We start from the raw sequence: 24,482 nt of genomic DNA, 5'->3' as shown, positions 1-24,482 counted from the left end.
TTCAAGCCAGGTTGTTAACCCGTTATGTCAGGTGTAAATGAAAAACGTTTATCAAGTGAACTAATACCTAAACCACTTTGTTTTTCAACCTTAATTTGTACATCAATTCTATCTTTCAATGCTTCAACATGACTAATAATGCCAATCATTTTACCGCTTGCATTAAGGTTATCTAACGCAACCAACGCTATTTCTAACGTATCATTATCTAATGTGCCAAAACCTTCATCTAAGAATAAAGAATCAATACTGGTTTTATTACTAACCAAATCTGACAAGGCTAACGCTAACGCTAAACTAACTAAAAAGCTTTCACCACCCGATAGCGTTTTAGTGTCACGAAGACTATCACCTTGCCAGGTATCCAATACTTCTAAACTTAAGGTGTCACTTTGCTGACACTGTAACTGGTACCGACCATCAAGTTTATTCAATTGTTCATTTGCTAAGTAAACCAGATGATTGAGCGTAAGACCCTGAGCAAACTTTCTAAATTTAGCGCCATCAGCAGAGCCAATTAAACCATTTAAATAGCCGAGTTCATCTACTGCAATTTGCTCAGTTTCAATTTGAGCCAGTAAACGTTGTTGCTTAATTTTATTTTCTTTATCGTGATTAATGGCTTGTTGAATTTGCCCTAAATGCAACTGCTGTTGTTTTAATTTTTCATTAAGGTTTACCAGTTCAACTTCAATTTCTGATAAGGATAACAGTAATAATTTATCTACATTCATCTGACTGTTTTTCGTGCTAGCAACCAGTAATTTTTCTGCCTCGACTTTAGCGTTGCCATGCTCTAATAATTGCTGATTTACGCTTTCTTTTTGACCTAAAAGCTGTTGTAAACGAGCTTCAATGGCTTGTTGTTCTTTATTTAGTGTTATTAATCTATTTTTTGTTATTTTTTCTTCTTCTGATATTTTATTTCTAATAAATTCAGACGATTGTGATTGCTCATCAATATAGCCCAACGCAAAAAACTCAGTTACGCGTAACTCTTTTTTGCTCATTAATTGCTGTTTAAATTCTGTTGTCTGTTGTTTGAAACGAATTAAACGGCTTTCCGCTTGGTGCACTTGTTCAGAGATTAATATATCTGCTTGTTCAACTGAAGATAACTGCTTAGAAAGCGTTTCTTGCTCTGCAATTTTTTGTTCAAATAACATGACTTGTTGTTTTAGCTCTTCTAACCAAATCCCCGAATTAAGGCAAAGATGTAGATTAGTATTTTCATTTGAATTTGCATCTATAACATCATTTAATTGCTCGGCTGTATTGTCACTCAAACCTTCATTGCTCTCTTTATTTAAGCGATCATGTAAATGTGATGAAAATTGATGCAATTGCATTGATTGAATATCAGCAAATAAATTTTTGTACATAAAGCTTTGATCAGATTGTAATTGTTCTATCGCTTTATTTTGTTCGTTGTTGTCATGGTTATTATGGTTAATTTTTTCTGCAATAAGTGCTGCTTGATGTTGTCCTTGTAACAATATTTGACTGACTTGAGATTGTTGCTGCTCAATATTGATTTGTTGTTGTACGTAATGATTAAAGTTTCGTTGAAATTGTTGCAAAAGCTCCAGTTCATTATTTATTTTTGTTAATGCTTGTTCAATTAATGTGATATCTGATAACTCAAGCTGGTTATTAGTTAACAATAAAGGAGGTAAATTCAAACGAGTAAAAGCAGCGAGTAACTCAGCTTCTTCTGCTTTAATCATTTGACCACGATCGTCCTTGGTTTTCAGCTCAACATTAAGCTGAGTTTCTTGCTGCGCTAGTGATTTGCCTTGCTCTTCTAACTGGCTGAGTTCACCATTAATAGACTGTAAACGCATTTGTTGTGTATCAATACTAATCGCTTGATATTCAGTTATTGCAGGATGCTCATTCGAGCCACACAATGGACAAGGCTGTTCAGGCTGTAATTTATCCCGATGTTCGCTTAATGCCATAATGGTTTGTTGTTGAGCAATTAAGGTTTCAACATCAGTTTTTTGCTGTTTTAACTGAGTAAATTGTTTCCGTAAATCAATTAATTGTGATTTCAACTCAGCCAATTTGGGCATTGCTAATTGTTTTTGATTGCTAAGTTGTGCTTTTTCCTGAAAAAGCATCTGATAACGGTTAGCCAACTGAAAAGCTTGGCTATAAGAGTTTTGTTGCTGTTGCCACTGGTTGATTTTAGCATTTAAACTATCAGAAGTTAGTGACTCTCCTGCTAATTCAGCCGTATCTAATACAGCTATGTTTTGAGTCACTAATTGTTGTTTATTCTTATCAAGATCTACTTGTTGGCTCTGTAATTGCCTATTTTTTAATGTGCTATCACTTAATAACGTTTGTTGTTTATTCTGTTCGTTAACAAGTTGTTGATGCTTATTTTGTATTGCGATTAAGTCTTGTGTTTTATTATCAATATGAACTTGTATTTGAGTCAGCTGACTAACTTGATTTGACCATAAAGGCAGTTTTTCTTTTACTTGAAGAAGGGGTTGATGTTCACTGGTATAGCTTTGTAATTCATCAATAGCTGCACGTAATTGCTTTTTTTTACTTTGGGTTTGTTGTTGGTTTAATGTTAACTGACTTAACTCTTGCGTTTGTTTGCTTTCTTGCTCTAAAACTTGTGATAATTGCGTGTTTATATTGGCTATTTCACTGTCTAACGGTAATATTCGTTCAATCAGTTTATTTTCAATAAGCTTATGTTCAACTTCTTCTTTTTCTTGTGCTAGTAAACACTCATCAAGGGTTGCTCTTCCTAAACTGGCTTGTTCCTGCACACTTTTACTTTGTATTATTAAATCGTTTATTTGAATAGATTTTTTTTGATGAGCTTCATTAATTAATACAACATTTTTTAACGATGAATAGACTGATTGTTCAAGTATAATTTCATTACTTTGTTTTTCTATTTCAAGCTCTTGTGCTTGTAAATCACTTAACTCTTGTGTTGTTAATAACGTGACTCCTTGAGATTTAGCCTGCATTAACTGTAATGATTTTTCAGCCGCTTTATGATTAGTAAAAACTTGTTTTGAAATATCACCATAAATTTGTGTGCCAGTTAGCTGTTCTAACAGTTGTGCTCTATCATTAGGCGCTGCGTTTAAAAAGGCAGCAAACTCCCCTTGAGATAACATCATCGACTTTCTAAATCTTGAAAAATCTAAACCGGTGATCTTGGCGATATTATCTTTAACATCTTTTAATTTTTCAGCAATAATTGTCCCATCAATCAAAGACAACTGAGCAACAGGCGCTAATAAGTTTCCATCCGCTTTATTTCTCGCGCGTTTTTGACTCCAAAAAGCACGGTATCCTTGACCTTTTACTTCAAATTCTACTTCTGCCATGCAATTAGCGGTAAAACGTGTCATCAATTGATTTTGACTCGCAGACACTTTAATACGTGGTGTTTCGTGATATAAAGCTAAACATATAGCATCGAGAATAGTTGTTTTACCTGCACCTGTAGCACCGGTAATAGCAAAAAGTCCATTAGAGTCAAATGGCTCTTGCGTAAAATCTAATTGCCAAGCATTTTTAAGCGCATTAATGTTCTCAAATCGTAATCGCAATATTTTCATTATTCACCTTCACTTAATACTTGCGCAACGGTTTGCTTAAACAAGGTTTGTAACTGCTCTTTACGTGTTAATTTTGCATTATTTAACTTTGTTTCAATTAACTTTGTTTCAATTAACTTTGTATCAATTAATTCTGAATCAATAGTGCCATCATCGAGCCAAGCTTCTTGCTGTAAACGAGAGTCAAAAACCTCGTCTAACGTTAATTCATTTAATGTACTGTGATCTTGCTGCTTTTCTAACAATATACGTTGCCTTACTTGCTTCTGCCTTCTAACAAGTAACACTTCCACAGGAAAGTCTTTGACTAACGCGGTAATTTTAGGCTGTAAATCACTTAGCAGCCCGGTATTTGCTAATTCAATATCTAGCCAAAGTTTACTGTCGTTGTCGTCACTAATTAATGTTGAGACAAGTGTTTCAAGATCTTGATTGAGTGTGTCGAGTGTCGTTTTTAACATCGCTAGCGGTTGAAACGTTGGAATAATTAAATCAGTTACCGTCGATAGATTATTTTCATCAAAATCCACAAGTAATACACGTTTCTTTTGTTTAGCTTCATCAAAACTAAGCGCTATTGGCGATCCACAATAGCGAATATGCTCTGTTTTACCTACTTTTTGAGCGCGATGAATATGCCCTAACGCAATATAATCGGCAGCAGGAAATGCATTGCTGGGAAAAGCTTCTAATGTGCCAATATAAATATCTCGTACTGAGTCTGAGGTGGTTACACCTAGTGCGGTTAAATGTCCGGTCGCAATAATAGGTAACTTAATGCCGTTATCGCTTTTTTCATGTTGAGCAACGAGCAGCTGAGCTTGTTCAAATAAACGCTGATAGTGTTCAACAATAGCTTGTTGCAACTGCTTAGATTTATCTGTGGCTGACTGCCCTGCTTGACTCTTTATTACATCACGTGGTCTGATAAATGGGATAGCACAAATAACAGCTTGTGCGATGCCTTGTTTATTTTTTATGGCAAAAACTTGATCAGCTAAATTAGCAGAAATTGAAGTATCTGTGACGTTAGCGATAACATTTGTTGATAATGCGCTTAATAGCTCTTTTGATTCTGCTAACATGCTGACAGAGTCATGATTACCCGCTAATACAACAAGTTGGCAATTAAATCGCTGTAGCTTACTTATAAAGTTAAAATACATTTGCCTTGCATAACTAGGCGGTGTTGCGGTATCGAAAATGTCACCGGCAACAATAATAGCATCAACAGCCTTGTCTTCAACTTGAGTTAATAGCCAATCTAAAAACTGTTGGTGTTCATTAGCCCTGCTTTTACCATAAAAAAATTGACCTAAATGCCAATCAGATGTGTGAATAATGCGCATAAAAAGGAAAATTAATGATGAGGAAAATAATAGTTGATAATTCTACCTGAAAGGCGACAATAAACCATTAATGATTAACAATAAAAACTATAGATTGAGAAAATGACACCAGCAACTCAACAACTAAAGCAAAAAAAAATCCCCTTTGACGTACTGCAATATGATCATGACGTTAATGCCACTTCCTTTGGTCTGGAAGCTGTAGAAAAATTATCCCTTAATGCGCAACAAGTATTTAAAACCTTGGTTGTTTGTTGTGATACTGATCAACTTGCTGTTGCAATAGTCCCCGTAAATTTAAAGTTAAATTTAAAGGCAATTGCTAAAGTATTAAAAGTAAAAAAAGTAAAAATGGCTGACGCTAAACGAGTAGAAGCAACAACTGGCTATGTACTAGGTGGTGTAAGTCCGTTAGGCCAAAAAAAACGTTTACCTACAGTCATCGATAGCAGTGCTGAAACGCTTGAGTTAATGTATGTTAGTGGTGGTAAACGAGGTTTAGAAATAGCACTTGCACCAAAGGATTTAAAAACCTTAAGCCAAGCCAGCTTCGCCGTAATTTCAACTTAAGACTTATTACTTAAATTAGCTTTAGATTAATCCTTGATACGGTTTATTTGAACAAATTATTTACAAAAATGTTTAGTTAGATATTGCTAATAATTAACTTAGCTAAAGTAATCTCATTAAAAGCATAATAGTTTTTTTGAGTACGCAATTAAATTTGGCTCAGTCATTGGCTTGTTATAATAATACCCTTGTAAATAATCACAATTTAATTCATGCAGTATAATGACTTGCTCTTTCGTTTCTACGCCCTCAGCTACAACTAATATACCTAAGCTGTGCGCCATAGATATTATTGCTTTTACCAGATCCAGATCGGCTTTGTCGATGGTAATACCCTTAACAAAACTTCTATCTATTTTTAAAACATCAAAAGGATAACGTCGTAAGTAACTTAATGACGAATATCCAGTGCCAAAATCATCCATAGAAAGCTTTATGCCCAATTTATTTAATCCAATTAATGCTTCCTGAATATAAGATTGCCCATTCATTAATACGCCTTCTGTAATTTCAAACTCAATGCTTTTAGCGCTAACATTCTCAGTGGTAAGCGTATTTTCAACAAAAGTAAGTAACTCTGTATCTCGAAATTGACGTGGTGAGATGTTGATTGCCATGGTATATGGATTTTGTTGAATAATCTGCCACCGATGAAGAAAGTTTAACGCCTGTTTAATCACAAAACTGCCAATTGGTACAATTAGCCCGGTATGTTCAGCAATAGGAATAAATTCATCTGGGGTAATATTACCTAGAGATGGGTTATGCCATCGCAATAATGCTTCTGCACCAACTAAACTATTATGTTTTATATCAATTTTGGGTTGGTAATGTACTTCAAACTCATTTCGCTCTAATGCACCATGCATTTGCTCTTCAATTTCTAACCGACGTAGCATGCTTTTGTTCATTTTTTTGGTAAAAAATGAGTAAGTATTTCGTCCTAACGATTTGGCTTGATACATAGCTATATCAGCATTACGTAGCAACTCAGAAGAAGTTGTTCCATTATCAGGGTATAATGCAATCCCCAAACTTAGTGTCAGAGTTAAATCTCGACCATCTAAACTAAAAGGCTCTCTAAAACATTTCAATAGATTTTCGACAACGGTTAACACATTAAGGTTATCATTTACATCTTTCAATAAGACAATAAACTCATCACCACCTAACCGGCCAACCGTATCTTCCTTACGTACAACCTTATTTAACCTATTTGCAGACTCAATCAATAATTTATCACCTATTTCATGACCCAAGGTATCGTTTACTTTTTTAAAATCATCTAAATCAATGAAAAGTATGGCTATTTTTTCATTATTTCTCTCAGCTTCTCTTAACAACTGGGATAATCGATCTAATGCAAGAAAACGATTTGGTAATAAGGTTAACGCATCATAATAGGCATGATGTTTGATAATTTCTGCCGATTTGTGCTGCTCTGTAATATCACGAATAATAACCACTACTTGTTTATATTCATGTAAATGGCTTATTCTTGCTTCAAAATAAACAAGGCCCTGAGGCATAGTTAATTTGTATTCAAAACACTCGACTGTATTTTGTTTAACCACTTTTTTAATGTGTTTAATGAATTTATCAGCAATATCAGTGGGTAAACAATCACCCATTGGTTTACCAATAAAGTCTTTCGGTAGTTTATATAAATTCTTCTTATTACTGGTATGGTAATAATTAATAACACCTTCTTCATCCATTAAAAAAAATAAATCGGGAATTGTTTCAAACGCGGCTTTCAGCATGCGCTCTTTATAAATGACAAGTGCCTGTGCGGCTTTTACATCGGCTAAATCTACATCGATACAATACAATTGTTTATTCTTGTATTTATTAGTAAATATCACATGACTTGAAAATACAGGGACATCCTTACCATTTTTGTGACGTAGCGTTATTTCAGAAGCAGGAATTTCAGTGCCTTTTTGCAACCAAACGGTAATTTCATCAACAACAGGTTTCCTTATGTCATGTGGAATAATTAAATCTTCTAGTTTTTGCCCTAATGCCTCTTCACTTGTATAGCCATATAATAACTCACTCCCTTTATTCCAATAAATAACACATCTCTCTTCATCGTAACCTTGCACAGCAATAGCCTTTACCGCATCAAATAAATAATGAAGCGGATCATTGACTATAAACTGATGATTTAAAAGAGTAGTATCTATAGGTGAATCCATATGGATTAAGGGCCCTAAAATATTAATAACAACCTAACTTTAGTCTAGAATTGTCAAAACTGCCTATTTATGTTGAAAATTAATTATTTTCCATTATTAATAATTTCCCTGCGAAGTAACCTTAACTCGTTTACATTAATACCTAGAATTATCCCGTATAGTAAACATGACAAAACTTATTACGTAATATAGCACCATGACCTTAGCATTTAATAATCATCATTGTTTCTACTTGTCACCTGGCTTAGTCATGGCTCATGGCACAGCAATTGATACCAAGCCTCATAAACACTCTTTATGGCAACTCTGTATTCCTAGTAAAACTAGCACATTAAATGGTGAGATATTATTAACCGGAAAAATTATCCCGCCAAACGAAGTGCATCAGTTATCAATGACTGAAGGTTGGATCATACTTGCAGAGCCTGAGAGTAAACTTGGGAACACAATGCGTGAACTTTCAGCGCAAATATTGACTAAGGCATTGCCCCCTTTGCCTATGTTAATCCCCAGCGAAGAGGTAAGCATAAGTGCGTTACTGACAAATCTTGGTCAGTACACACTTTTAGTTGAGTCGTTAAAAAATAATCCTTATCAATGCCGAAGTAAGCATTTATTAAAATTACTTGCGCGACTAGATAGCTGTTTAACCGGAGATTGTCTGAAACCCGAGCAATGGCGCGCAAAAGATGTCGCGAATTGGTTAGCAATTTCAGAGAGCCAATTTTTACACCTTGTCACTAAAGAGTTAGGTGTATCCTGGCGGCCTTATTTATTATGGCGTCGACTAATATGCGCTATTCAGGCAATTAGCACAGGGGGAAATATAACGGAAGCAGCTTATCTTACCGGTTTTAGCGATAGTGCACATCTGTGTCGAACCATTAAAAGCACCTTTGGCATGACCAGCAAACAATTATTGAGTTGCTTTAAATAAAATAACATAGCTAGTTTATTCAATAATTCACAGCTTCTCTTCGTTATGCTTATCTAAAAATTAATGAAATATAAAGTTAAATTTTAGAGGTTAATATGACAACGAACTATATAGCAAGCAGTGAACTACTTAACTATCAGCACCCAACTATTCAAGCCCTTATCGAACACAAAGCTTGGCGAACATTAGCACCAGAGCAAGCACTGCAAGCGGTATACTATTTTATCCGTGATGAAATACAGTTTGGTTACAACCGAGATGACGCCATACCTGCTAGTGATGTACTTAATGATGGTTATGGTCAATGTAATACTAAAAGTACATTATTTATGGCCTTACTGAGAGCATTAAATATTCCCTGTAAATTCCATGGTTTTACCATTTATAATGCTTTGCAACGAGGCGTTATTCCTAATGACTTAATGTTACTTGCGCCAAAACGTATTTTGCATAGCTGGGTAGAGGTAAAAATTAAGGGTGTATGGCTAAACCATGAAGGTTTCATTATTGATAAAACATTACTAACTCAGGTACAACAAGCCTATCCAAACAATAAAAATTTTAACGGCTATGGTATTAATGTTTCGAATTTACAGCAACCCGACAATGAAATAACAACTGAGTCTACTTATATTCAATCTGGAGGTATTGCCGATGATTTTGGCATATTCGACACCCCTGACGATTTTTATAATATCCACGGCAGTAATCTAAAGGGCTTTAAAAAACTACTGTACAGAATTGCCTTAAGACATATTATTAATCGTAATGTGAAAAATTTACGTAATAATGGATTGCCAAGTTAATTTTTATCAAAAAAAAAGCACCACTAGTTATCTAGTGATGCCTTATTCATTAACAATAATGCCGCTTATTTATTGGCTAACTTATCGGCTAAATATAACCATGTTGGCAAAACGGTGTCAGGATTTAATGAAACACTATCAATGCCTTGATCAACTAACCATGCAGCAAAATCTTCATGATCTGACGGGCCTTGACCACAAATACCGACATATTTACCACGTTTTTTACATGCACTAATTGCCATTGATAATAAGATTTTTATTGCAGGATCACGTTCATCAAATAAATGAGCGATTAACCCTGAATCTCTATCTAGACCGAGTGTTAGCTGAGTTAAATCGTTAGAGCCAATAGAGAAACCATCAAAATAATCGAGGAATTGGTCAGCGAGTAAAGCGTTTGACGGTAATTCACACATCATAATAATACGTAAGCCATTTTCACCACGTTTTAAACCGTGCTCTGCCAAAATATCAATAACATCGGCTGCTTCTTCAAGAGTTCGAACAAACGGAATCATCACTTCTACATTGGTTAAATCCATTTCGTTTCTTACGCGTTTAATTGCTTCACACTCTAATGCAAAACAATCACGGAAATCTTTTGAAATGTAACGTGCAGCACCACGATAACCAATCATTGGGTTTTCTTCATCAGGTTCGAATTCTTCACCACCTACTAAATTAGCATATTCATTCGATTTAAAGTCAGACATACGAACAATCACTTTTTCTGGTGCGAAAGCGGATGCTAACGTTGAAATACCTTCAGTAAGTTTAGCAATGTAAAACTCAACTGGGCTTTCGTAACCGGCAATAATGTCATTAATTTCGTCTTGTAAATCAGCAGACTGCTTATCAAAATTTAATAATGCTTTTGGATGAATACCAATCATTTTATTGATAATAAACTCTAAGCGCGCTAAACCAATACCTGCATTGGGCAATTTGGCAAAAGCAAATGCTCGGTCTGGGTTACCAATGTTCATCATTATTTTAAGCGGTAATTCTGGCATTGCATCGATTTCAGACGTGGTAACCGTATAATCAAGTTTACCTTGGTAAATAAACCCGGTATCACCTTCAGCACAAGAAACAGTAATCTCATCGCCAGTTTTAATTAAATCGGTTGCATTACCACAACCTACTACCGCTGGAATACCCATTTCACGAGCAATTATCGCTGCATGACAAGTTCTACCGCCACGGTTAGTAACAATGGCAGAAGCTCGCTTCATGATCGGCTCCCAATCTGGATCTGTCATGTCAGTAACAAGTACATCACCAGGTAAAATTTTATCCATTTCTTCAATTGAAGATAGTACTTTAGCTTCACCACTACCGATTTTATGCCCGATAGAACGACCTTCACAGATAACATTAGTACTTGTTTGTAATTGGAACTGTTCCATTACATTGGTGTTTTCACGGCTTTTAACAGTTTCAGGGCGAGCCTGAACAATATAAAGTTTATTGTCTAAACCATCTTTAGCCCATTCAATATCCATTGCACGACCATAATGCTTTTCAATAATTACAGCCTGTTTAGCTAGCTCTTGCACTTCATTGTCTGTTAATGAAAAACGATTAGAATCTTTCTCATCAATATCAACAATTTCAACTTGTTTATTATGCTCTTGAGATGCAGTGTAAACCATTTTAATGGCTTTACTACCAATGTTACGACGAATAACAGCAGGCTTTTCTTTCGCTAATGTTGGTTTATGCACATAAAATTCATCTGGATTGACAGCACCTTGTACTACCATTTCGCCCAAACCAAAACTCGATGTAATAAATACAACATCTTCAAAGCCTGATTCGGTGTCAATAGTGAACATAACACCTGAAGCTGAAATATCACTACGCACCATCCGTTGAATACCGGCAGATAGTGCAACACCACGATGATCATAACCTTGGTGAACGCGGTAAGAGATAGCTCGGTCATTAAACAGCGAAGCAAAGACATGCTTAATTGCTATCATAACGGCCTCAAGACCACGAACATTCAAAAAGGTTTCTTGTTGTCCTGCAAATGAAGCATCTGGCATATCTTCAGCGGTTGCTGATGAACGTACAGCAAAAGAAGCATCGTCAGTGAAGTCACCAGCTAATTTATTATAAGCCTGCTCAATGTCTTGTTGCATTTGTGGTAAGAAAGGTGTGTCAATAATCCATTGGCGAATAGTTTCTCCGCATGTTGATAATTCATTAACATCATCAACATCAAGGGTATCAAGAAGTTGGTATATTTTCTCATTAATACCACTTTGTTCTAAGAATTCATTAAAGGCAAAAGATGTTGTCGCAAAACCTGTAGGAACTTGCACTCCTACGTTTGACAAATTTGAAATCATTTCTCCAAGTGATGCATTTTTTCCGCCTACGCGGTCAACATCACCCATTCCCAAGTTTTCATACCAAAGTACATTTTCTTGCACAACAATTCTCCATTGAATCGACAAAAAGATAAAAAAGCTAATTAAAGTTTACTACTATATTTATAACTGGGAACATTCTACACTGCCAACTATTGAAACTAAAACCAAAAATGATATAAAACTTAGAAGTTTTCAGTATTACTTTCAAAACTATATTATAAGGACCTTAAATGCGTACAGCTTTTTATATTTCCGATGGCACAGCTATCACTTCAGAGGTCTTCGGACACGCTTTACTTTCGTTATTTCCCACAACTTTTGAGCATCAAACGATTTCTTTTGTTGAAACAACGGAAAAAGCACTCGCGACAAAAGAGAAAATCAATAAAGCAACTGCTCGGTCTAAAGAGCCTGCTTTGGTATTTCATACCTTTGTAGATAACGAAATCCGCGAAATAATTGATAGTTGTGATGGTGTTATATTTAACTTTTTAGAGCATTTTGTTGAACCGTTAGAAAAAAAATTAAATATGAAAGCTAAGCCTAAAGCGCATAGAACACATAGCATTCAAGAAAATAGTTACGATTATAGAATTGAAGCGGTAAATTATGCATTAGCCAACGATGACGGTTCAAATGTCACCAATTATGAAGAAGCTGATGTTATTTTAGTTGGGGTTTCTCGCTCAGGTAAAACACCAAGTTCACTTTATTTAGCTTTACAGTATGGAATTAAAGCTGCTAATTATCCTTTTACTGATGATGACATGGATGAACTTAGAATACCGGACTTCTTAAAACCATATAAAAAGAAACTTTTTGGCTTAACCATAGATGCCCAACGCTTAGTCGATATTCGTGAAGGTAGAATGTCTAACTCTAAATATGCCTCAGCAAGACAATGCAAAATGGAAGTACGTGAAGTAGAAAAATTGTATAAAAAAGAGAAGATTCCTTTTATTAATACCACTAAATTTTCAGTAGAAGAGATTACCGCTAAAATCCTAAATGAAACAGGACTGCAAAGATATAAATACTAACGCACAAATATATTAACAAACAAAGGTAATTAACCATTATTTAAATTGTTAAAATAGTTCACATTACCCCTTAATTTAGCTATCTTAGCCACATACCCTACTTTATACGCAGGATTTTTATCACTTTTTAAACTGCTGCGTATAATGCAACAAAATAATTAATCCCATGACTATAAAAACAGATGAATTACGCACAAGTTTAATTGAAAACTTAGTGTCACCAGCCGAATTAGCAGAGCAAATACCACTGAGTAAGCGCACCGCCGATTTTATTATGAAAAGTCGACAAGAAGTCGAAGCGATAATCACAGGCGAAGATAAGCGCTTATTAGTTATTATTGGGCCTTGCTCGATTCATGATCCTAAAGCCGCTATTGATTACGCACAACGGTTAAAAAAATTACGTGATAAATACAGTAATGAATTATTGATTGTGATGCGTGTTTACTTTGAAAAACCACGCACAACGGTAGGTTGGAAAGGACTCATTAGCGACCCAGACTTAGATAAATCATTTAACGTTGCAAAAGGGCTAAATCTTGCTCGCCAGTTACTAGTTGATATCAATGAAATGGGCTTACCTGCAGGGACTGAATTTTTAGATATGGTTACCGGGCAATATATCTCTGATCTTATAAGTTGGGGGGCTATTGGTGCGAGAACGACTGAAAGCCAAGTTCATCGAGAGCTAGCTTCTGCCCTTTCCTGCCCTGTTGGTTTTAAAAATGGCACCGATGGCAATGTAAAAATAGCATTAGATGCGATTCAAGCAGCAAGCGTGCCCCATGTACTTTATTCTCCCGATAAAAGTGGACAAATGTGTATTTATCGTACACATGGTAACCCGTTCGCCCATGTCATATTACGTGGCGGTAAAACACCTAACTATAGTGCTGAAGACATAAAAGATACTTGTGAAAAACTAGCAAAAGCACAACTTAATCAAAGTATTATGGTAGATTGTAGCCATGGTAATAGCTATAAAGATCATAACAAGCAAATTGATGTGGCTCGTTCATTAGCTGAACAAATCCACCAAGGCAGCGACAGTGTATTTGGTGTTATGATCGAAAGCTTTATCGAAGCAGGAAATCAAGTAGTTAAAGCAGATGTTCCTCTCGTTTACGGTAAAAGTATCACCGATGCTTGTATTGATTTAACAGTTAGTGAAGATATATTAGCCTTACTCGCTAACGCTGTAAAACTAAAACAGTAATTTGGTTAGCATGTTGACAATCTACAAGTGAACTAAGCCTTTAAACTAAATATATCAGCTAATACCTAGACTAACTCTTTGAGCATATTTGCGTGGTTTCACCATTAAAATATGCTCATTTCTTAATCACCCCCTGTTTTTCAGCTGTAATATTTCCTTCATTAATTTATTATAAAAATGTCATTTAATGTGATTACACTCATGCGTTTTAAAATAAAAATACATAAGTGGAATTTACATGTCTATAAAAAAATCAATAATAGCATTATCAATCATATCACTTCTCTCTGCTTGCCAGTTTACTGGTGATGACGGAAACAATGGCGAAGCCGGAATAGCAGGTTCTCCCGGTCAGCAAGGCCCTACTGGACCTCAAGGTATTCCAGGAAAAGATGCTACGCAGCAGGTGAGTGTTGAAGTAGTTGGACGCTTTAGTGCCGGAGGTAGTGAAATAGCAGGTAGAAGTGCTGCTGAAATTGTACAATTTCATCAAGCCTCTAACTCTGCTTTTGCGGTTAATAGTGCAAGTAACCAAATAGAAGTAATTAATTTAGTAAGCCTTCCAACCACAGAAGTTGGCAACCCAATTACTGATACTAGTTTATCATCAACTACCTTTAACTTTCCTAGTGAAGTGCAAGTGTTACTGTCGAATAACACAAGAGAGACCATTACCTTAGGTGCGGCAAATTCTATTGCTATTTTTGAGAACAACTTAGCCATTGCGGTCGAAGCTAATGACAAAACTCAAGAAGGTGCCGTATTATTTTATCAATTGAATAGTCAAGGTGTAGGCTCGTTTATTAAAGCCGTTAAAGTAGGCGCTCTACCTGACATGCTTACCTTTACCCCAGATGGAAAAAAAGTATTAGTTGCTAATGAAGGCGAACCAAAAAATGATTACTCTGTTGATCCTGAAGGTTCTATCTCAATAATCAATATCAATAACTCAGTACCTGAGGATTTAAGTAGCACAATAAACTTAACGAGTGATATCACTTTTAGTAGTGATTTACTTGATGACAATGACTTTAATACCGACGCGAAACGATTAGCACTATTAAAAGCAGCTGGATTAAAGTTTGCTGGCCCAATAGGCACAACACTTGCTCAAAGCTTAGAGCCAGAATATATAACAGTGAGTGACGATAGCAAAACCGCTTATGTATCATTACAAGAAAACAATGCTATTGGTATTTTAAATTTAGAAGAAAATACTATTGAAATTAAGCCGTTAGGTTTTAAAGATTGGGATGAGTTTCAATTAGATTTTACCAATAAAGACGAAATCGCATCATTCCAACATGTTACAAATTTATTTGGCATGTACCAACCTGATACGATCACCGCGTATCAATGGAATGGCGCAACTTTTATATTATCAGCAAACGAAGGTGATTCTCGCGATTATGATGCTTACTCAGAAGAAGTTAGAGTCGCTGATATCATTGATCCTACAGAATTGAATAAAAGTTTATCTGCCGAATTACAATCAATTTACGATGCCAGTGGCGGTGACGATGGTTTAGGTCGATTAAAAGTCACTACCGCTTTAGGCGATGCTGATAATGATGGTACTTATGAAGCATTATATAGCTATGGCGCTCGTTCATTCTCAATTTGGGACCAAAATATCAATCTTATTTTTGATTCAGGTGATGACTTTGGTAAAGTTTCTGCCTCAGTACTCGGTAATAACTTTAATAGTGCTCATACCGAAAATAAAGGTGATAATCGATCTGATGATAAAGGTGGCGAGCCTGAAGCTATTGCTGTTGGAAAAATAGGTGAAAGAACTTATGGCTTTATAGCCAGCGAACGCTCTGGAAACTTATTCATTTATGACATTACTAATCCGTTTGATGTGAGTTTTTCATCTTTTTATAATAATCGTGATTTTGACATAGACTTTGAATTAGATGATGATTTAGATAACCCTTGTGATCCAAATGAAGGGATGGACTGCACAATGATTGAAAGTGCTGGTGATTTAGGCCCTGAAAGTATCGCGTTTGTACCGAGTGAACAAAGTCCTAGTGGAATGCCATTACTGATTATTGGTAATGAAGTCAGTGGCTCGGTAACCATCTATCAAGTTATCACTGAATAACCGAATAAAAAAATCAAAATACAAGGATAAGACTTTACCGGTTTTATCCTTTTTGTTCTTATCCCCTGAAGATAACTCAACACAGTAAAATAATAAAATACGCTTACCTCTTTTAAATATAGCAACTATATCTGACTACTAAAATAAACATTATCTCCCCTATAAAGCGAAGCGATAACAGCGTAAGATCAATACATATTCAGATTAAAAATTAGGTTTGCACTAGTCAGTGCATTAACAACAAAAAATTATGCAATTAACCGCAAAAGCATCACTTAATCACGCTTTACTCATTTCTGTTTGTACACCAGAATTTAAAGGTGATGAAGCAATAGAATCACTTGCAGAGCTTGCGCGCTTAGTAACTACATTGGGGTTCAAAGTAGTTGGCACCCAGTCACAAAAACAAAGTTCAACAAAAAGAGTTAATGTACTCGGTTTAGGCAAACTAGCTGAAATAGCTGAGCTCACCGGTAATAAAGGTATTATTGAAATGAGTGAAGAAAACGAAGTTTCACTTGATGACGATGAATTAACTACTATACCATCAGAGAACCTTCCCTTTGCCTGTGCCGACGTTGTTGTTTTTGATTGTGATTTAACACCTTCTCAACTACGTAACGTCGAAAATCAATTGGGCGTAGAAGTATTCGATCGTACCGGCGTGATTATTGAAATATTTAGTCGTCATGCGCGTACAAAAACAGCTAAGTTGCAAGTTGAAATTGCACGTTTAAATTATGTCGCACCGCGTCTACGTGAAACATCCTGTGGTGACAAAGAGCGCCAAATGGGTAAAGGTGCCGGTGAAACTACGCTAGAGCTAAATCGCCGTAAAGTACGTGATCAACTAGCAGAATTAAAACGCGAGCTAGTCAACGTTCAAGATGAAATGAAAGGTCGACGTACACAACGTTCTGAAAATTTTTGTGTTGCGTTAGTCGGTTATACAAATGCGGGTAAATCATCGATGATGCGCGCTATTACTGGTAGTAATGTTGAAGGTGAAAATAAACTCTTCGCAACACTTGATACCACTGTTCGTGCCTTATTTCCAGTAACCCACCCTCGCATATTAGTCTCTGATACCGTAGGTTTTATTAAAAAGTTACCCCATGTTCTCGTTGCCTCATTTCATTCTACGTTGGCAGAAGCGCATGATGCGTCACTATTACTATACGTTGTTGACGCTTCAGATCCTTCATTTCGCTCACAACTTGATGTAGTACACGAGGTTTTAGCAGAAGTTGGTGTGCAAGAAAGTAAAAAACTACTCGTACTTAATAAGTCTGATCAACTCACTATTGAGCAACAAAACGCATTGATGGAAGAATTTCCAGAGGCCATGTTAACATCAGCTCGTAATCCGACCGATGTTAACAAATTACATCAATATATTGTTAACATTGCTCAAGAAGAAATGATTGAAGAAGAAATCGTTATTCCTTATACCGCTAAAGGCATCGTTGGTGAAATACGCTCTACTATGAGTGTGACTAAAGAAGATTATGAATTTGATCATATTAAACTCACCGTACGCTCTAATGCCATTGAGTTAGCAAGATTAAAGAAGAAAATGCTCAGCTTATAGGTTAACAGTCAGTATTGCCTAGATAGCAGATATCCCCTAGCTATCAGCACTTTATTGTCGTTGGAAGAATAAGATTTAAAATAGCTCAATAAAAAATCGATTAATTTACATTAATCGATTTTTAATGTTCTCTGATTCGCGTTACACAAGTGTAAATCAAAGAATATCCTGATTAAATCAACGCTCTACACTGATATATCGCTAGTAATAATCGCATCAGAGAAAGACTGATAAGCCGCTTCAATTTGCTTTGCAACAGGATCTGGAAAGGTATGAAAATCGCCATTATTTAGCGCAGTAATAATGGCCTCTGAAACCACTGTTGCCTCAGGTGCACCTTCAAAACCAGCTAAATTCCCCATATCAGTACCAATTGGACCTGGATGAACGCTCAATACACGAATACCTTTATCAGACCATTTATCTTTCAAACCCTGGGTGATCGAATATGCCGCGGCTTTAGATGCACAGTAAGTCGCAATATCACCAAACGTTTTAACAGAAGCAATTGAATTTAACTGCACTAGCACACCTTTATTGCGCTCTAAAATATCTGAAAATGCATTGGCTACACGCATCAAACCAAAAACATTAACATTGAATTGATCCTGTAACGACGCTTCGGCATTTTCACTTAATGGTGACGTAATATGCATAATACCTGCGTTGTTTACTAGAATATCAACATCGCTAGCTTGAGTAGCTAAATGTTGAATAGATGCTGTATCAGCAACATCTGCAGCTAAGGTAACAACTTTATCACCATATTGTGCTTCAATTTCTTTAGCTGACTCAGGCTTACGTACAGCAAGATAAACCTTAGCAGCGCCATTAGTAATAAGTGAGTCGACAATTGCTCTGCCAATTCCACGGTTAGCCCCAGTCACTAATGCTACTTTACCTTTAATTAAATCGTCCACTTTTTGCTCCTATTGAAAATTAAAAAACACCTGTTGTACCAATCGGTAACTTGCACCTAATTCTATACCGATTGGTACAATAGGTCAATTATCGTTATAAATTTATATAAGATTTAACCGCGGTTAAAAAACACACAATTAGTGATTAAAAGACATTGAAGTTAAATTATGACATCTGATAGTAAAGTCTACATAAGCGCTTCACTAACAGAGCTAATGGACTAATGGAACTAACGAAAAGTATGATGATGTGGATAAACAAATACTGTTTTTATAAGGCGTGTGCGAACAAATAGCTTGAAGTTAACCTTCTACTTTGTAGTTATTGTTGCACCATATATAAGCAATTTGCTAATGCTATTTTTTCTGGATAAGCGGTAATACAAAAGCCAAGCTTGGTATAGGCCTTAATTGCATTTTTATTATGAGCTAAAACAAATAGTGAGCATGATTGCGTATTTAAATCTGACTTACCTAAAACGCTCAACTGACTTATCAAACTAGCAATAATTCCTTTCCCCCGAAAGCGAGGATTAACCACTAACCTGCCAAGATGACACTTACCTAACCTTAAATAATATTGTCCAAATGCTAGCAAATCGCCTTCGTTTGAAACCATCGAAAATGACGCTAAAGTGTTAAGCTTTAAATCACGTTTAAACGATTTTAGATCAAAGGGATAGCTAAAATTGGGGCCAGACCAAACCGTGAGCTCCTTTTCACTCGTAAACCAAGACATTAACTCAACAAGTTGCAGATCAGTTGGTGTTGCTAATTTCATAATGTTCATCAAATTTTAAGGCGAGTAACACCCCAGTAATCATTACTTTTAGATGTTAACGTCCAACCGGCTTGAATAAGTGATTTTCTAATATAACGATTCATAAATCCATGGCCAAACAATACTACCGTGTTTTGCTTATTAGCTGCTTTTATTAATTCGCTCGCCGCAATATTAGCGCGCTGTTTGGCTTGTTTAAAAATCTCAAATGAACCTGTAAAACCAAACATCCATAGCACTCTACAAAAATATACCCACTGCCAAGCGGTTAAGCTAAATGGCAGTTTGTATCTAGGTATATCCATTTCTCTATAAAGCCTATTAATTTCATCTGGTTTTTTACCCACGTAAATATTTGTAGAGTGTATTGCTCGTTTTAAATCACTTGATATCGTGTACTGTGATATGTAATTAGTATTTATACTTTTAGGCCGGCTATTATCAGCAACGTCTGAAAAATTATATCGCCTGATCCATTTAGCATACTCAGCAGCATTCACCATCGGATTGTTGGCTGACGTTGGCTTCCCGTGTCGAATTAAAATGATTTCCATAAGTAACTTAACATTTATAAATTCTTGTAAGATTAAAAATAGGCTGCACTACAACATAGCGCGATTACAATAAGTAGCCTTTTCAAAGTCACTAATGTTCATTGCTATATTAGGGATCTCTGGAAACAAAAGCACTAATTTATTAACTACTTGTTTCGATAAATTTGCCTTTTGCTCTGTAGTTCGTCCTTGCATTATATGCGCAAATACATGAATAAAATCTTCACGTTTATTCGCTACAGAATATTTTTTAAATGGGTTCATTCTGACTTTTATATCACCTTCATCAAACAAACCTGTAGAGTTTGCAATAAGATGTATCTGTTCAATAATAAATTCTTCATCGTGATATTCAAGGACGCTTTCTGAGCAGTCCATTACAAAATGTGGCATTAACTTTCCTTACTATGATTTATATTACTTACGAACCTATAAAGTTTTAATTTACAGATTTATAACACTATCAGAGTTATTCATTAACTCAATTTAAAACGACTGACTAAATTAACCAATTGAGTATTCTCTGCTAACAATTCATCTGTACTTGCGACCGTTAATAAACCGTTTTCGGTCAAGCTGACTACCATTTCTTGGATTGAAGCCATATTTCTATTTATTTCTTCTGCTACATGACTTTGTTCTTCAGAAGCCGTGGCGATATGAGTACTCAATTCATTGATTTCAATAATAGAACCCGCCATAGCATCTAAACCTGTCCCAACCAATAATGTATTGTCGGTAGTTGATTGACAACTTTCTTTCGTTAAATCCATTGCTTTAACCGCCAGTGCTGCATCGCTGGTTAATTTAGCAAGTAAATCATTGATTTCAGCAGTGCTCGATTGCGTTCGTGCAGCAAGAGAGCGAACTTCATCCGCTACAACTGCAAAACCACGTCCTTGTTCACCTGCACGTGCTGCCTCAATTGCAGCATTTAAAGCCAATAAATTCGTTTGATCAGCAATTGCGCCGATAACACTTAATACCGATACAATTTCTTGTGTATTATCGTTCATGGTATTAATACATGCTGCTGCAGACTCAACTTCATTTACTAAGGTTTCTACACTTTGTGAAGATGTAAGCACCAAGTTTTTAGATGATAAAGCTTCGTCACTTGCTTTTTTGGTACTTAATGCTGTTTGTTTCGCATTATCTGCAACCGTACTGGCAGAAGCACTCATCTCAGTAATTGCGGTCACTGCTTGTTCGGTTTCACTACTATGTATTGTTAGAGATTGAGCAGTTAAATCTGACATATTTTTAAGTTGATCAATTTCTTTTGAAATATGATCTGATGAAGCTAAAATTTGAATCATCATTGATTGTAACTGGCTGATAAACGTATTAACTGATTCAGCGATTTTTGCTAAATCGTCATCTCCTTTAACCTCTATACGATGAGTTAAATCACCATTACCTTTAGCTAAATCTTCAACTCTTTGTTTTAGCGTTATAATTGGTGTATATATTTTTGATAGAGTAAAAATTAACAGTATCACTGTTAATACGATTAAGATGAATGTGGTTAACATGGCAGAAAACAATAGTTCATCTAAAAAGGCGAAAGATATCGATTCATCAATATCAATAACAATGTGCCATTTACCACCGCCAAGTAAGTCTAATTCAGAGTATGCAGCATAATGTTTATCACCATCATCTTCATAACGATATGTGCCACTACTAGTGGATAACACTTTTTGTTCAATATTTATTAACGCTTTATTATCAGAAATTCTATCACCAAAAGCTCCCTCTCCTGATGTACTAATAAGCCCACCCTTACCATCATAAAGGCTTACATTAGCACCATAAAAATCAACATTATTGATAAAGGCATTTACAGCTTCTAGAAATATGTCCCCACCAATAACACCATTGTTTTGGACATCTAAAAAACTAAACATATATTTATCAGATATACCTTGGTCAAAATATATTTCTGTCATCATTAACCGATTGGCAGATTTAGCATCTTGATACCATGCTTCTTGCTTAGCATCATAGTCCTTAATAACACCTGCATTACCAATAGTTAAGCCATCACTGTCTGCAAAATTAATAGCATCTAAAGGTGTGGAAGCCACCAGCAGTTTAGCAATTTCTATTTTTTTATCTGTATCATTACTATTAAGCTGCTCTTTCGCATTAGAGACAACAGTCATACTGTTAGTTAGCCATATATTGATATCATTTTTGATACGATTAATTTCTGAACTTGCCTGTTGCTCAACCCTAGCCATACTTTTATTGCGATTATTAGTATAATCAAGCCAATTAGTAACCAACAAAGAAACGGCCACTAACAGCGTCGAAGCCAACATTATCCTTTGCTTAAACCCTATTGAAATACTCATGATTATTTTCCTTAAATACTATAATTACAATTAGTTGGACTTATTGAGCGGAGACTATTCTCTATCATACAACACTATGTTAATAATTAAGTAATATTATATAAGAGCATTTAATTTATTTTATAACACCCGTATATTTTGGTATTCCATAACGTTGATCATACGAGTTAACTGTGAAATTTTATCCATAGTGGATTATGGCTAGTATTAAAATGGCAGTAATGTTTTCTTTGATTTATCTCATGAGTGTTTAATAATTCGCTTTCTTTAATGTAGAGTTATACAAATTTATCTATTGCTATTGTATAAATATATGCCTTTATGCTTAAGCGCCATTAATTTTTATTTATAGAAACTTAAACTTCATTTATAAAAAAAGCTCATTTTATTAAATAAAATGAGCTTTTTATGAGACTAAAAAATTTTATATCGTTAGTTGCTAACATCTAGCATTATAACGAATTAACTTTTTTTCATTGTACCTGTAGTTTCAAGGCGAGTATGCCAGCTGAAAGCTTCTTCAAGTAAATGAGGGGTATGTCCACCACGCTCACAAGAACGCTCAAAGTAATCTAACATTGCTTCACGATAATCAGGATGAACACAGTTGTTAATAACTTCTACTGCTCTTTCACGTGGAGCTAAACCACGTAAATCAGCTAGACCTTGCTCTGTTACTAAAATGTCAACATCATGCTCAGTATGATCAACATGGCTAACCATAGGAACAACACTTGATATTGCACCGTTTTTAGCAATTGATTTAGTTACGAAGAAAGAAAGGTTTGCGTTACGAGCGAAATCACCTGAGCCACCAATACCGTTCATCATTTTAGTACCACAAACATGCGTTGAGTTTACGTTACCGTAAATATCAAACTCTAATGCTGTGTTTATTGCAATAATGCCTAGACGACGCACAATTTCAGGGTGGTTAGACATCTCTTGAGGACGTAAAACAAGTTTGTCTCTATATTTTTCTAAGTTATTAAATACTTGTGAATTACAACGTTCAGATAAAATAATAGAACAACCAGACGCAAAGTCTAGTTTACCTGCATCCATTAAATCGAATGTAGAATCTTGTAAAACTTCTGAATACATTGTTAGATCTTTAAAGTCAGAATCTAATAGTCCCATCATTACAGCATTCGCAATGTTACCAATACCTGCTTGTAGTGGCCCTAAATTTTCAGGAAGACGTTTTTCTGCAACTTCTTGTTCAAAAAAGTTAACTAAGTGTTTTGCAATGTTTGCCGTATCTTCATCAGGGTCAGTAACCGTAGAGAATGAATCACTTTGGTTAGTGAAAACAATACCAGCGATTTTTGCTGGATCAATAGGAATAGCAGTACTACCAATACGATCATCTACTTTCACTAATGGAATTGGTGTTCTCGTTGGACGGTAAGAAGGAATATAAATATCGTGTAAACCTTCTAACTCTGGCTGATGCAACGTGTTAATTTCAACGATTATTTTTTTAGCGAAAATAGCAAAACTTGCAGAATTTCCTACAGAAGTTGTAGGGACGATGTGTCCATCTTCTGTAATTGCAACAGCTTCGATAACGGCTACATCAGGTAGAGGCAATTGTTTATTACGCATTTGCTCTACAGTTTCAGATAAATGTTGATCAATAAACATTACTTGACCATTATTGATCGCTTTACGTAATGTGTTATCTACTTGGAATGGCATACGACGTGCTAAAACACCTGCTTCCGTCAACAGTTTGTCTAAATCATTACCTAATGATGCACCTGTCATTAGATTGATTTTCATAGGGTTTAATTTTGCTTTTTCTGCCAATGCTTTAGGAACTGCTTTAGCCTCTCCTGCACGAGTGAAACCACTCATACCGACTGTCATTCCATCTTCAATGAAATCACAAGCTTCTTCCGCCGACATTATTTTTTGATGTAACTCACTATTTCGAATGCGTTCTAATTGCATATTCAACCACTTTTATTTTTAAGATTATAGAGATTTTATGACGTATGTATTATCTATGAGGTTTTTACTGTTCAGTACATATTAGATTGCTAGTATGTCATTTTGCGA

At 35.5% G+C, this 24,482-nt stretch carries 17 protein-coding genes; 7 read left to right on the top strand and 10 right to left on the bottom strand.

What is annotated here, in order from left to right; translation table 11 throughout:
- Window positions 1-14: 14 nt before the first annotated feature.
- Window positions 15-3,599 carry an AAA family ATPase gene (locus KO509_RS08375; RefSeq protein WP_215972831.1) on the bottom strand — a complete coding sequence of 1,195 codons (3,585 nt, stop codon included), beginning with the start codon at window positions 3,597-3,599 and terminating at the stop codon, window positions 15-17.
- Window positions 3,599-4,948 carry an exonuclease subunit SbcD gene (sbcD, locus tag KO509_RS08370; RefSeq protein ID WP_215972830.1) on the bottom strand — a complete coding sequence of 450 codons (1,350 nt, stop codon included), beginning with the start codon at window positions 4,946-4,948 and terminating at the stop codon, window positions 3,599-3,601. The genes KO509_RS08375 and sbcD overlap by 1 nt, the downstream gene beginning before the upstream one ends.
- A 102-nt stretch (window positions 4,949-5,050) precedes the next feature.
- On the opposite strand from sbcD, the gene ybaK reads away from it, so the two are divergent.
- Window positions 5,051-5,518, top strand: coding sequence for a Cys-tRNA(Pro) deacylase (gene ybaK, locus KO509_RS08365; protein ID WP_215972829.1), 468 nt, complete (start codon window positions 5,051-5,053; stop codon window positions 5,516-5,518).
- Between the two features lie 116 nt (window positions 5,519-5,634).
- On the opposite strand, the gene KO509_RS08360 is transcribed toward ybaK, so the two are convergent.
- Window positions 5,635-7,719, bottom strand: a complete 2,085-nt coding sequence (locus KO509_RS08360; protein ID WP_215972828.1) for an EAL domain-containing protein — start codon at window positions 7,717-7,719, stop codon at window positions 5,635-5,637.
- Between the two features lie 196 nt (window positions 7,720-7,915).
- Between KO509_RS08360 and KO509_RS08355 the strand changes: the two genes are divergently transcribed.
- Window positions 7,916-8,656, top strand: a complete 741-nt coding sequence (locus KO509_RS08355; protein WP_215972827.1) for a helix-turn-helix transcriptional regulator — start codon at window positions 7,916-7,918, stop codon at window positions 8,654-8,656.
- Window positions 8,657-8,751: 95 nt separating this feature from the next.
- Window positions 8,752-9,462, top strand: coding sequence for a transglutaminase-like domain-containing protein (locus KO509_RS08350; RefSeq protein WP_215972826.1), 711 nt, complete (start codon window positions 8,752-8,754; stop codon window positions 9,460-9,462).
- A 65-nt stretch (window positions 9,463-9,527) separates the two neighbouring features.
- Here the strand turns inward: KO509_RS08350 and ppsA are convergent, their stop codons facing one another.
- Window positions 9,528-11,906, bottom strand: coding sequence for a phosphoenolpyruvate synthase (gene ppsA / locus KO509_RS08345; RefSeq protein WP_215972825.1), 2,379 nt, complete (start codon window positions 11,904-11,906; stop codon window positions 9,528-9,530).
- Window positions 11,907-12,076: 170 nt separating this feature from the next.
- Here ppsA and KO509_RS08340 point away from each other — a divergent pair, with 170 nt between their 5' ends.
- The 4 genes from KO509_RS08340 to hflX all read left to right on the top strand — a co-directional run bounded on the left by KO509_RS08340 (window position 12,077) and on the right by hflX (window position 17,803).
- Window positions 12,077-12,886: a pyruvate, water dikinase regulatory protein gene (locus KO509_RS08340; protein ID WP_215972824.1), complete on the top strand. Its 810-nt coding sequence runs from the start codon at window positions 12,077-12,079 to the stop codon at window positions 12,884-12,886.
- Window positions 12,887-13,052: 166 nt separating this feature from the next.
- Window positions 13,053-14,102 carry a 3-deoxy-7-phosphoheptulonate synthase gene (locus tag KO509_RS08335; protein WP_215972823.1) on the top strand — a complete coding sequence of 350 codons (1,050 nt, stop codon included), beginning with the start codon at window positions 13,053-13,055 and terminating at the stop codon, window positions 14,100-14,102.
- Between the two features lie 238 nt (window positions 14,103-14,340).
- A complete protein-coding gene (locus tag KO509_RS08330; protein ID WP_215972822.1) occupies window positions 14,341-16,212 on the top strand; it encodes a choice-of-anchor I family protein in 1,872 nt (623 codons plus the stop codon).
- Window positions 16,213-16,462: 250 nt separating this feature from the next.
- Window positions 16,463-17,803 carry a GTPase HflX gene (gene hflX / locus KO509_RS08325; protein WP_215972821.1) on the top strand — a complete coding sequence of 447 codons (1,341 nt, stop codon included), beginning with the start codon at window positions 16,463-16,465 and terminating at the stop codon, window positions 17,801-17,803.
- A gap of 185 nt (window positions 17,804-17,988) precedes the next feature.
- On the opposite strand, the gene KO509_RS08320 is transcribed toward hflX, so the two are convergent.
- From KO509_RS08320 to KO509_RS08295, 6 genes are all read right to left on the bottom strand, one after another.
- Window positions 17,989-18,723 (bottom strand): SDR family oxidoreductase, encoded by a 735-nt coding sequence (locus KO509_RS08320; RefSeq protein ID WP_215972820.1) that lies wholly within the window; start codon window positions 18,721-18,723, stop codon window positions 17,989-17,991.
- A 322-nt stretch (window positions 18,724-19,045) separates the two neighbouring features.
- Complete coding sequence (locus KO509_RS08315) at window positions 19,046-19,504, bottom strand: GNAT family N-acetyltransferase (RefSeq protein ID WP_215972819.1); 459 nt, start codon at window positions 19,502-19,504, stop codon at window positions 19,046-19,048.
- 8 nt (window positions 19,505-19,512) lie between these two features.
- Window positions 19,513-20,058, bottom strand: coding sequence for a histidine phosphatase family protein (locus KO509_RS08310; RefSeq protein ID WP_215972818.1), 546 nt, complete (start codon window positions 20,056-20,058; stop codon window positions 19,513-19,515).
- A 48-nt stretch (window positions 20,059-20,106) separates the two neighbouring features.
- Window positions 20,107-20,451 (bottom strand): 5-carboxymethyl-2-hydroxymuconate Delta-isomerase, encoded by a 345-nt coding sequence (locus KO509_RS08305; RefSeq protein ID WP_215972817.1) that lies wholly within the window; start codon window positions 20,449-20,451, stop codon window positions 20,107-20,109.
- An 83-nt stretch (window positions 20,452-20,534) separates the two neighbouring features.
- Entirely contained in the window at window positions 20,535-22,418 is a 1,884-nt protein-coding gene (locus KO509_RS08300; protein ID WP_215972816.1) for a methyl-accepting chemotaxis protein, read from the bottom strand.
- 462 nt (window positions 22,419-22,880) lie between these two features.
- Window positions 22,881-24,374 (bottom strand): acetyl-CoA hydrolase/transferase family protein, encoded by a 1,494-nt coding sequence (locus KO509_RS08295; protein ID WP_215972815.1) that lies wholly within the window; start codon window positions 24,372-24,374, stop codon window positions 22,881-22,883.
- Window positions 24,375-24,482 lie beyond the last annotated feature (108 nt).

Source organism: Colwellia sp. C2M11, assembly GCF_018860915.1.
Classification (GTDB): Bacteria; Pseudomonadota; Gammaproteobacteria; order Enterobacterales; family Alteromonadaceae; genus Colwellia.
This window is presented reverse-complemented; position numbering and strand designations above follow the sequence as displayed.

Bases quoted from the DNA above. Each gene is read 5' to 3' on its own strand.
- KO509_RS08315 (WP_215972819.1), bottom strand. From the start codon at position 19,504: ATGAAATTAGCAACACCAACTGATCTGCAACTTGTTGAGTTAATGTCT.
- KO509_RS08335 (WP_215972823.1), top strand. From the start codon at position 13,053: ATGACTATAAAAACAGATGAATTACGCACAAGTTTAATTGAAAACTTA.
- KO509_RS08305 (WP_215972817.1), bottom strand. From the start codon at position 20,451: ATGCCACATTTTGTAATGGACTGCTCAGAAAGCGTCCTTGAATATCAC.
- KO509_RS08330 (WP_215972822.1), top strand. From the start codon at position 14,341: ATGTCTATAAAAAAATCAATAATAGCATTATCAATCATATCACTTCTC.
- KO509_RS08355 (WP_215972827.1), top strand. From the start codon at position 7,916: ATGACCTTAGCATTTAATAATCATCATTGTTTCTACTTGTCACCTGGC.
- KO509_RS08340 (WP_215972824.1), top strand. From the start codon at position 12,077: ATGCGTACAGCTTTTTATATTTCCGATGGCACAGCTATCACTTCAGAG.
- ybaK (WP_215972829.1), top strand. From the start codon at position 5,051: ATGACACCAGCAACTCAACAACTAAAGCAAAAAAAAATCCCCTTTGAC.
- KO509_RS08350 (WP_215972826.1), top strand. From the start codon at position 8,752: ATGACAACGAACTATATAGCAAGCAGTGAACTACTTAACTATCAGCAC.
- sbcD (WP_215972830.1), bottom strand. From the start codon at position 4,948: ATGCGCATTATTCACACATCTGATTGGCATTTAGGTCAATTTTTTTAT.
- KO509_RS08310 (WP_215972818.1), bottom strand. From the start codon at position 20,058: ATGGAAATCATTTTAATTCGACACGGGAAGCCAACGTCAGCCAACAAT.
- hflX (WP_215972821.1), top strand. From the start codon at position 16,463: ATGCAATTAACCGCAAAAGCATCACTTAATCACGCTTTACTCATTTCT.
- KO509_RS08295 (WP_215972815.1), bottom strand. From the start codon at position 24,374: ATGCAATTAGAACGCATTCGAAATAGTGAGTTACATCAAAAAATAATG.
- KO509_RS08360 (WP_215972828.1), bottom strand. From the start codon at position 7,719: ATGGATTCACCTATAGATACTACTCTTTTAAATCATCAGTTTATAGTC.
- KO509_RS08375 (WP_215972831.1), bottom strand. From the start codon at position 3,599: ATGAAAATATTGCGATTACGATTTGAGAACATTAATGCGCTTAAAAAT.
- KO509_RS08300 (WP_215972816.1), bottom strand. From the start codon at position 22,418: ATGAGTATTTCAATAGGGTTTAAGCAAAGGATAATGTTGGCTTCGACG.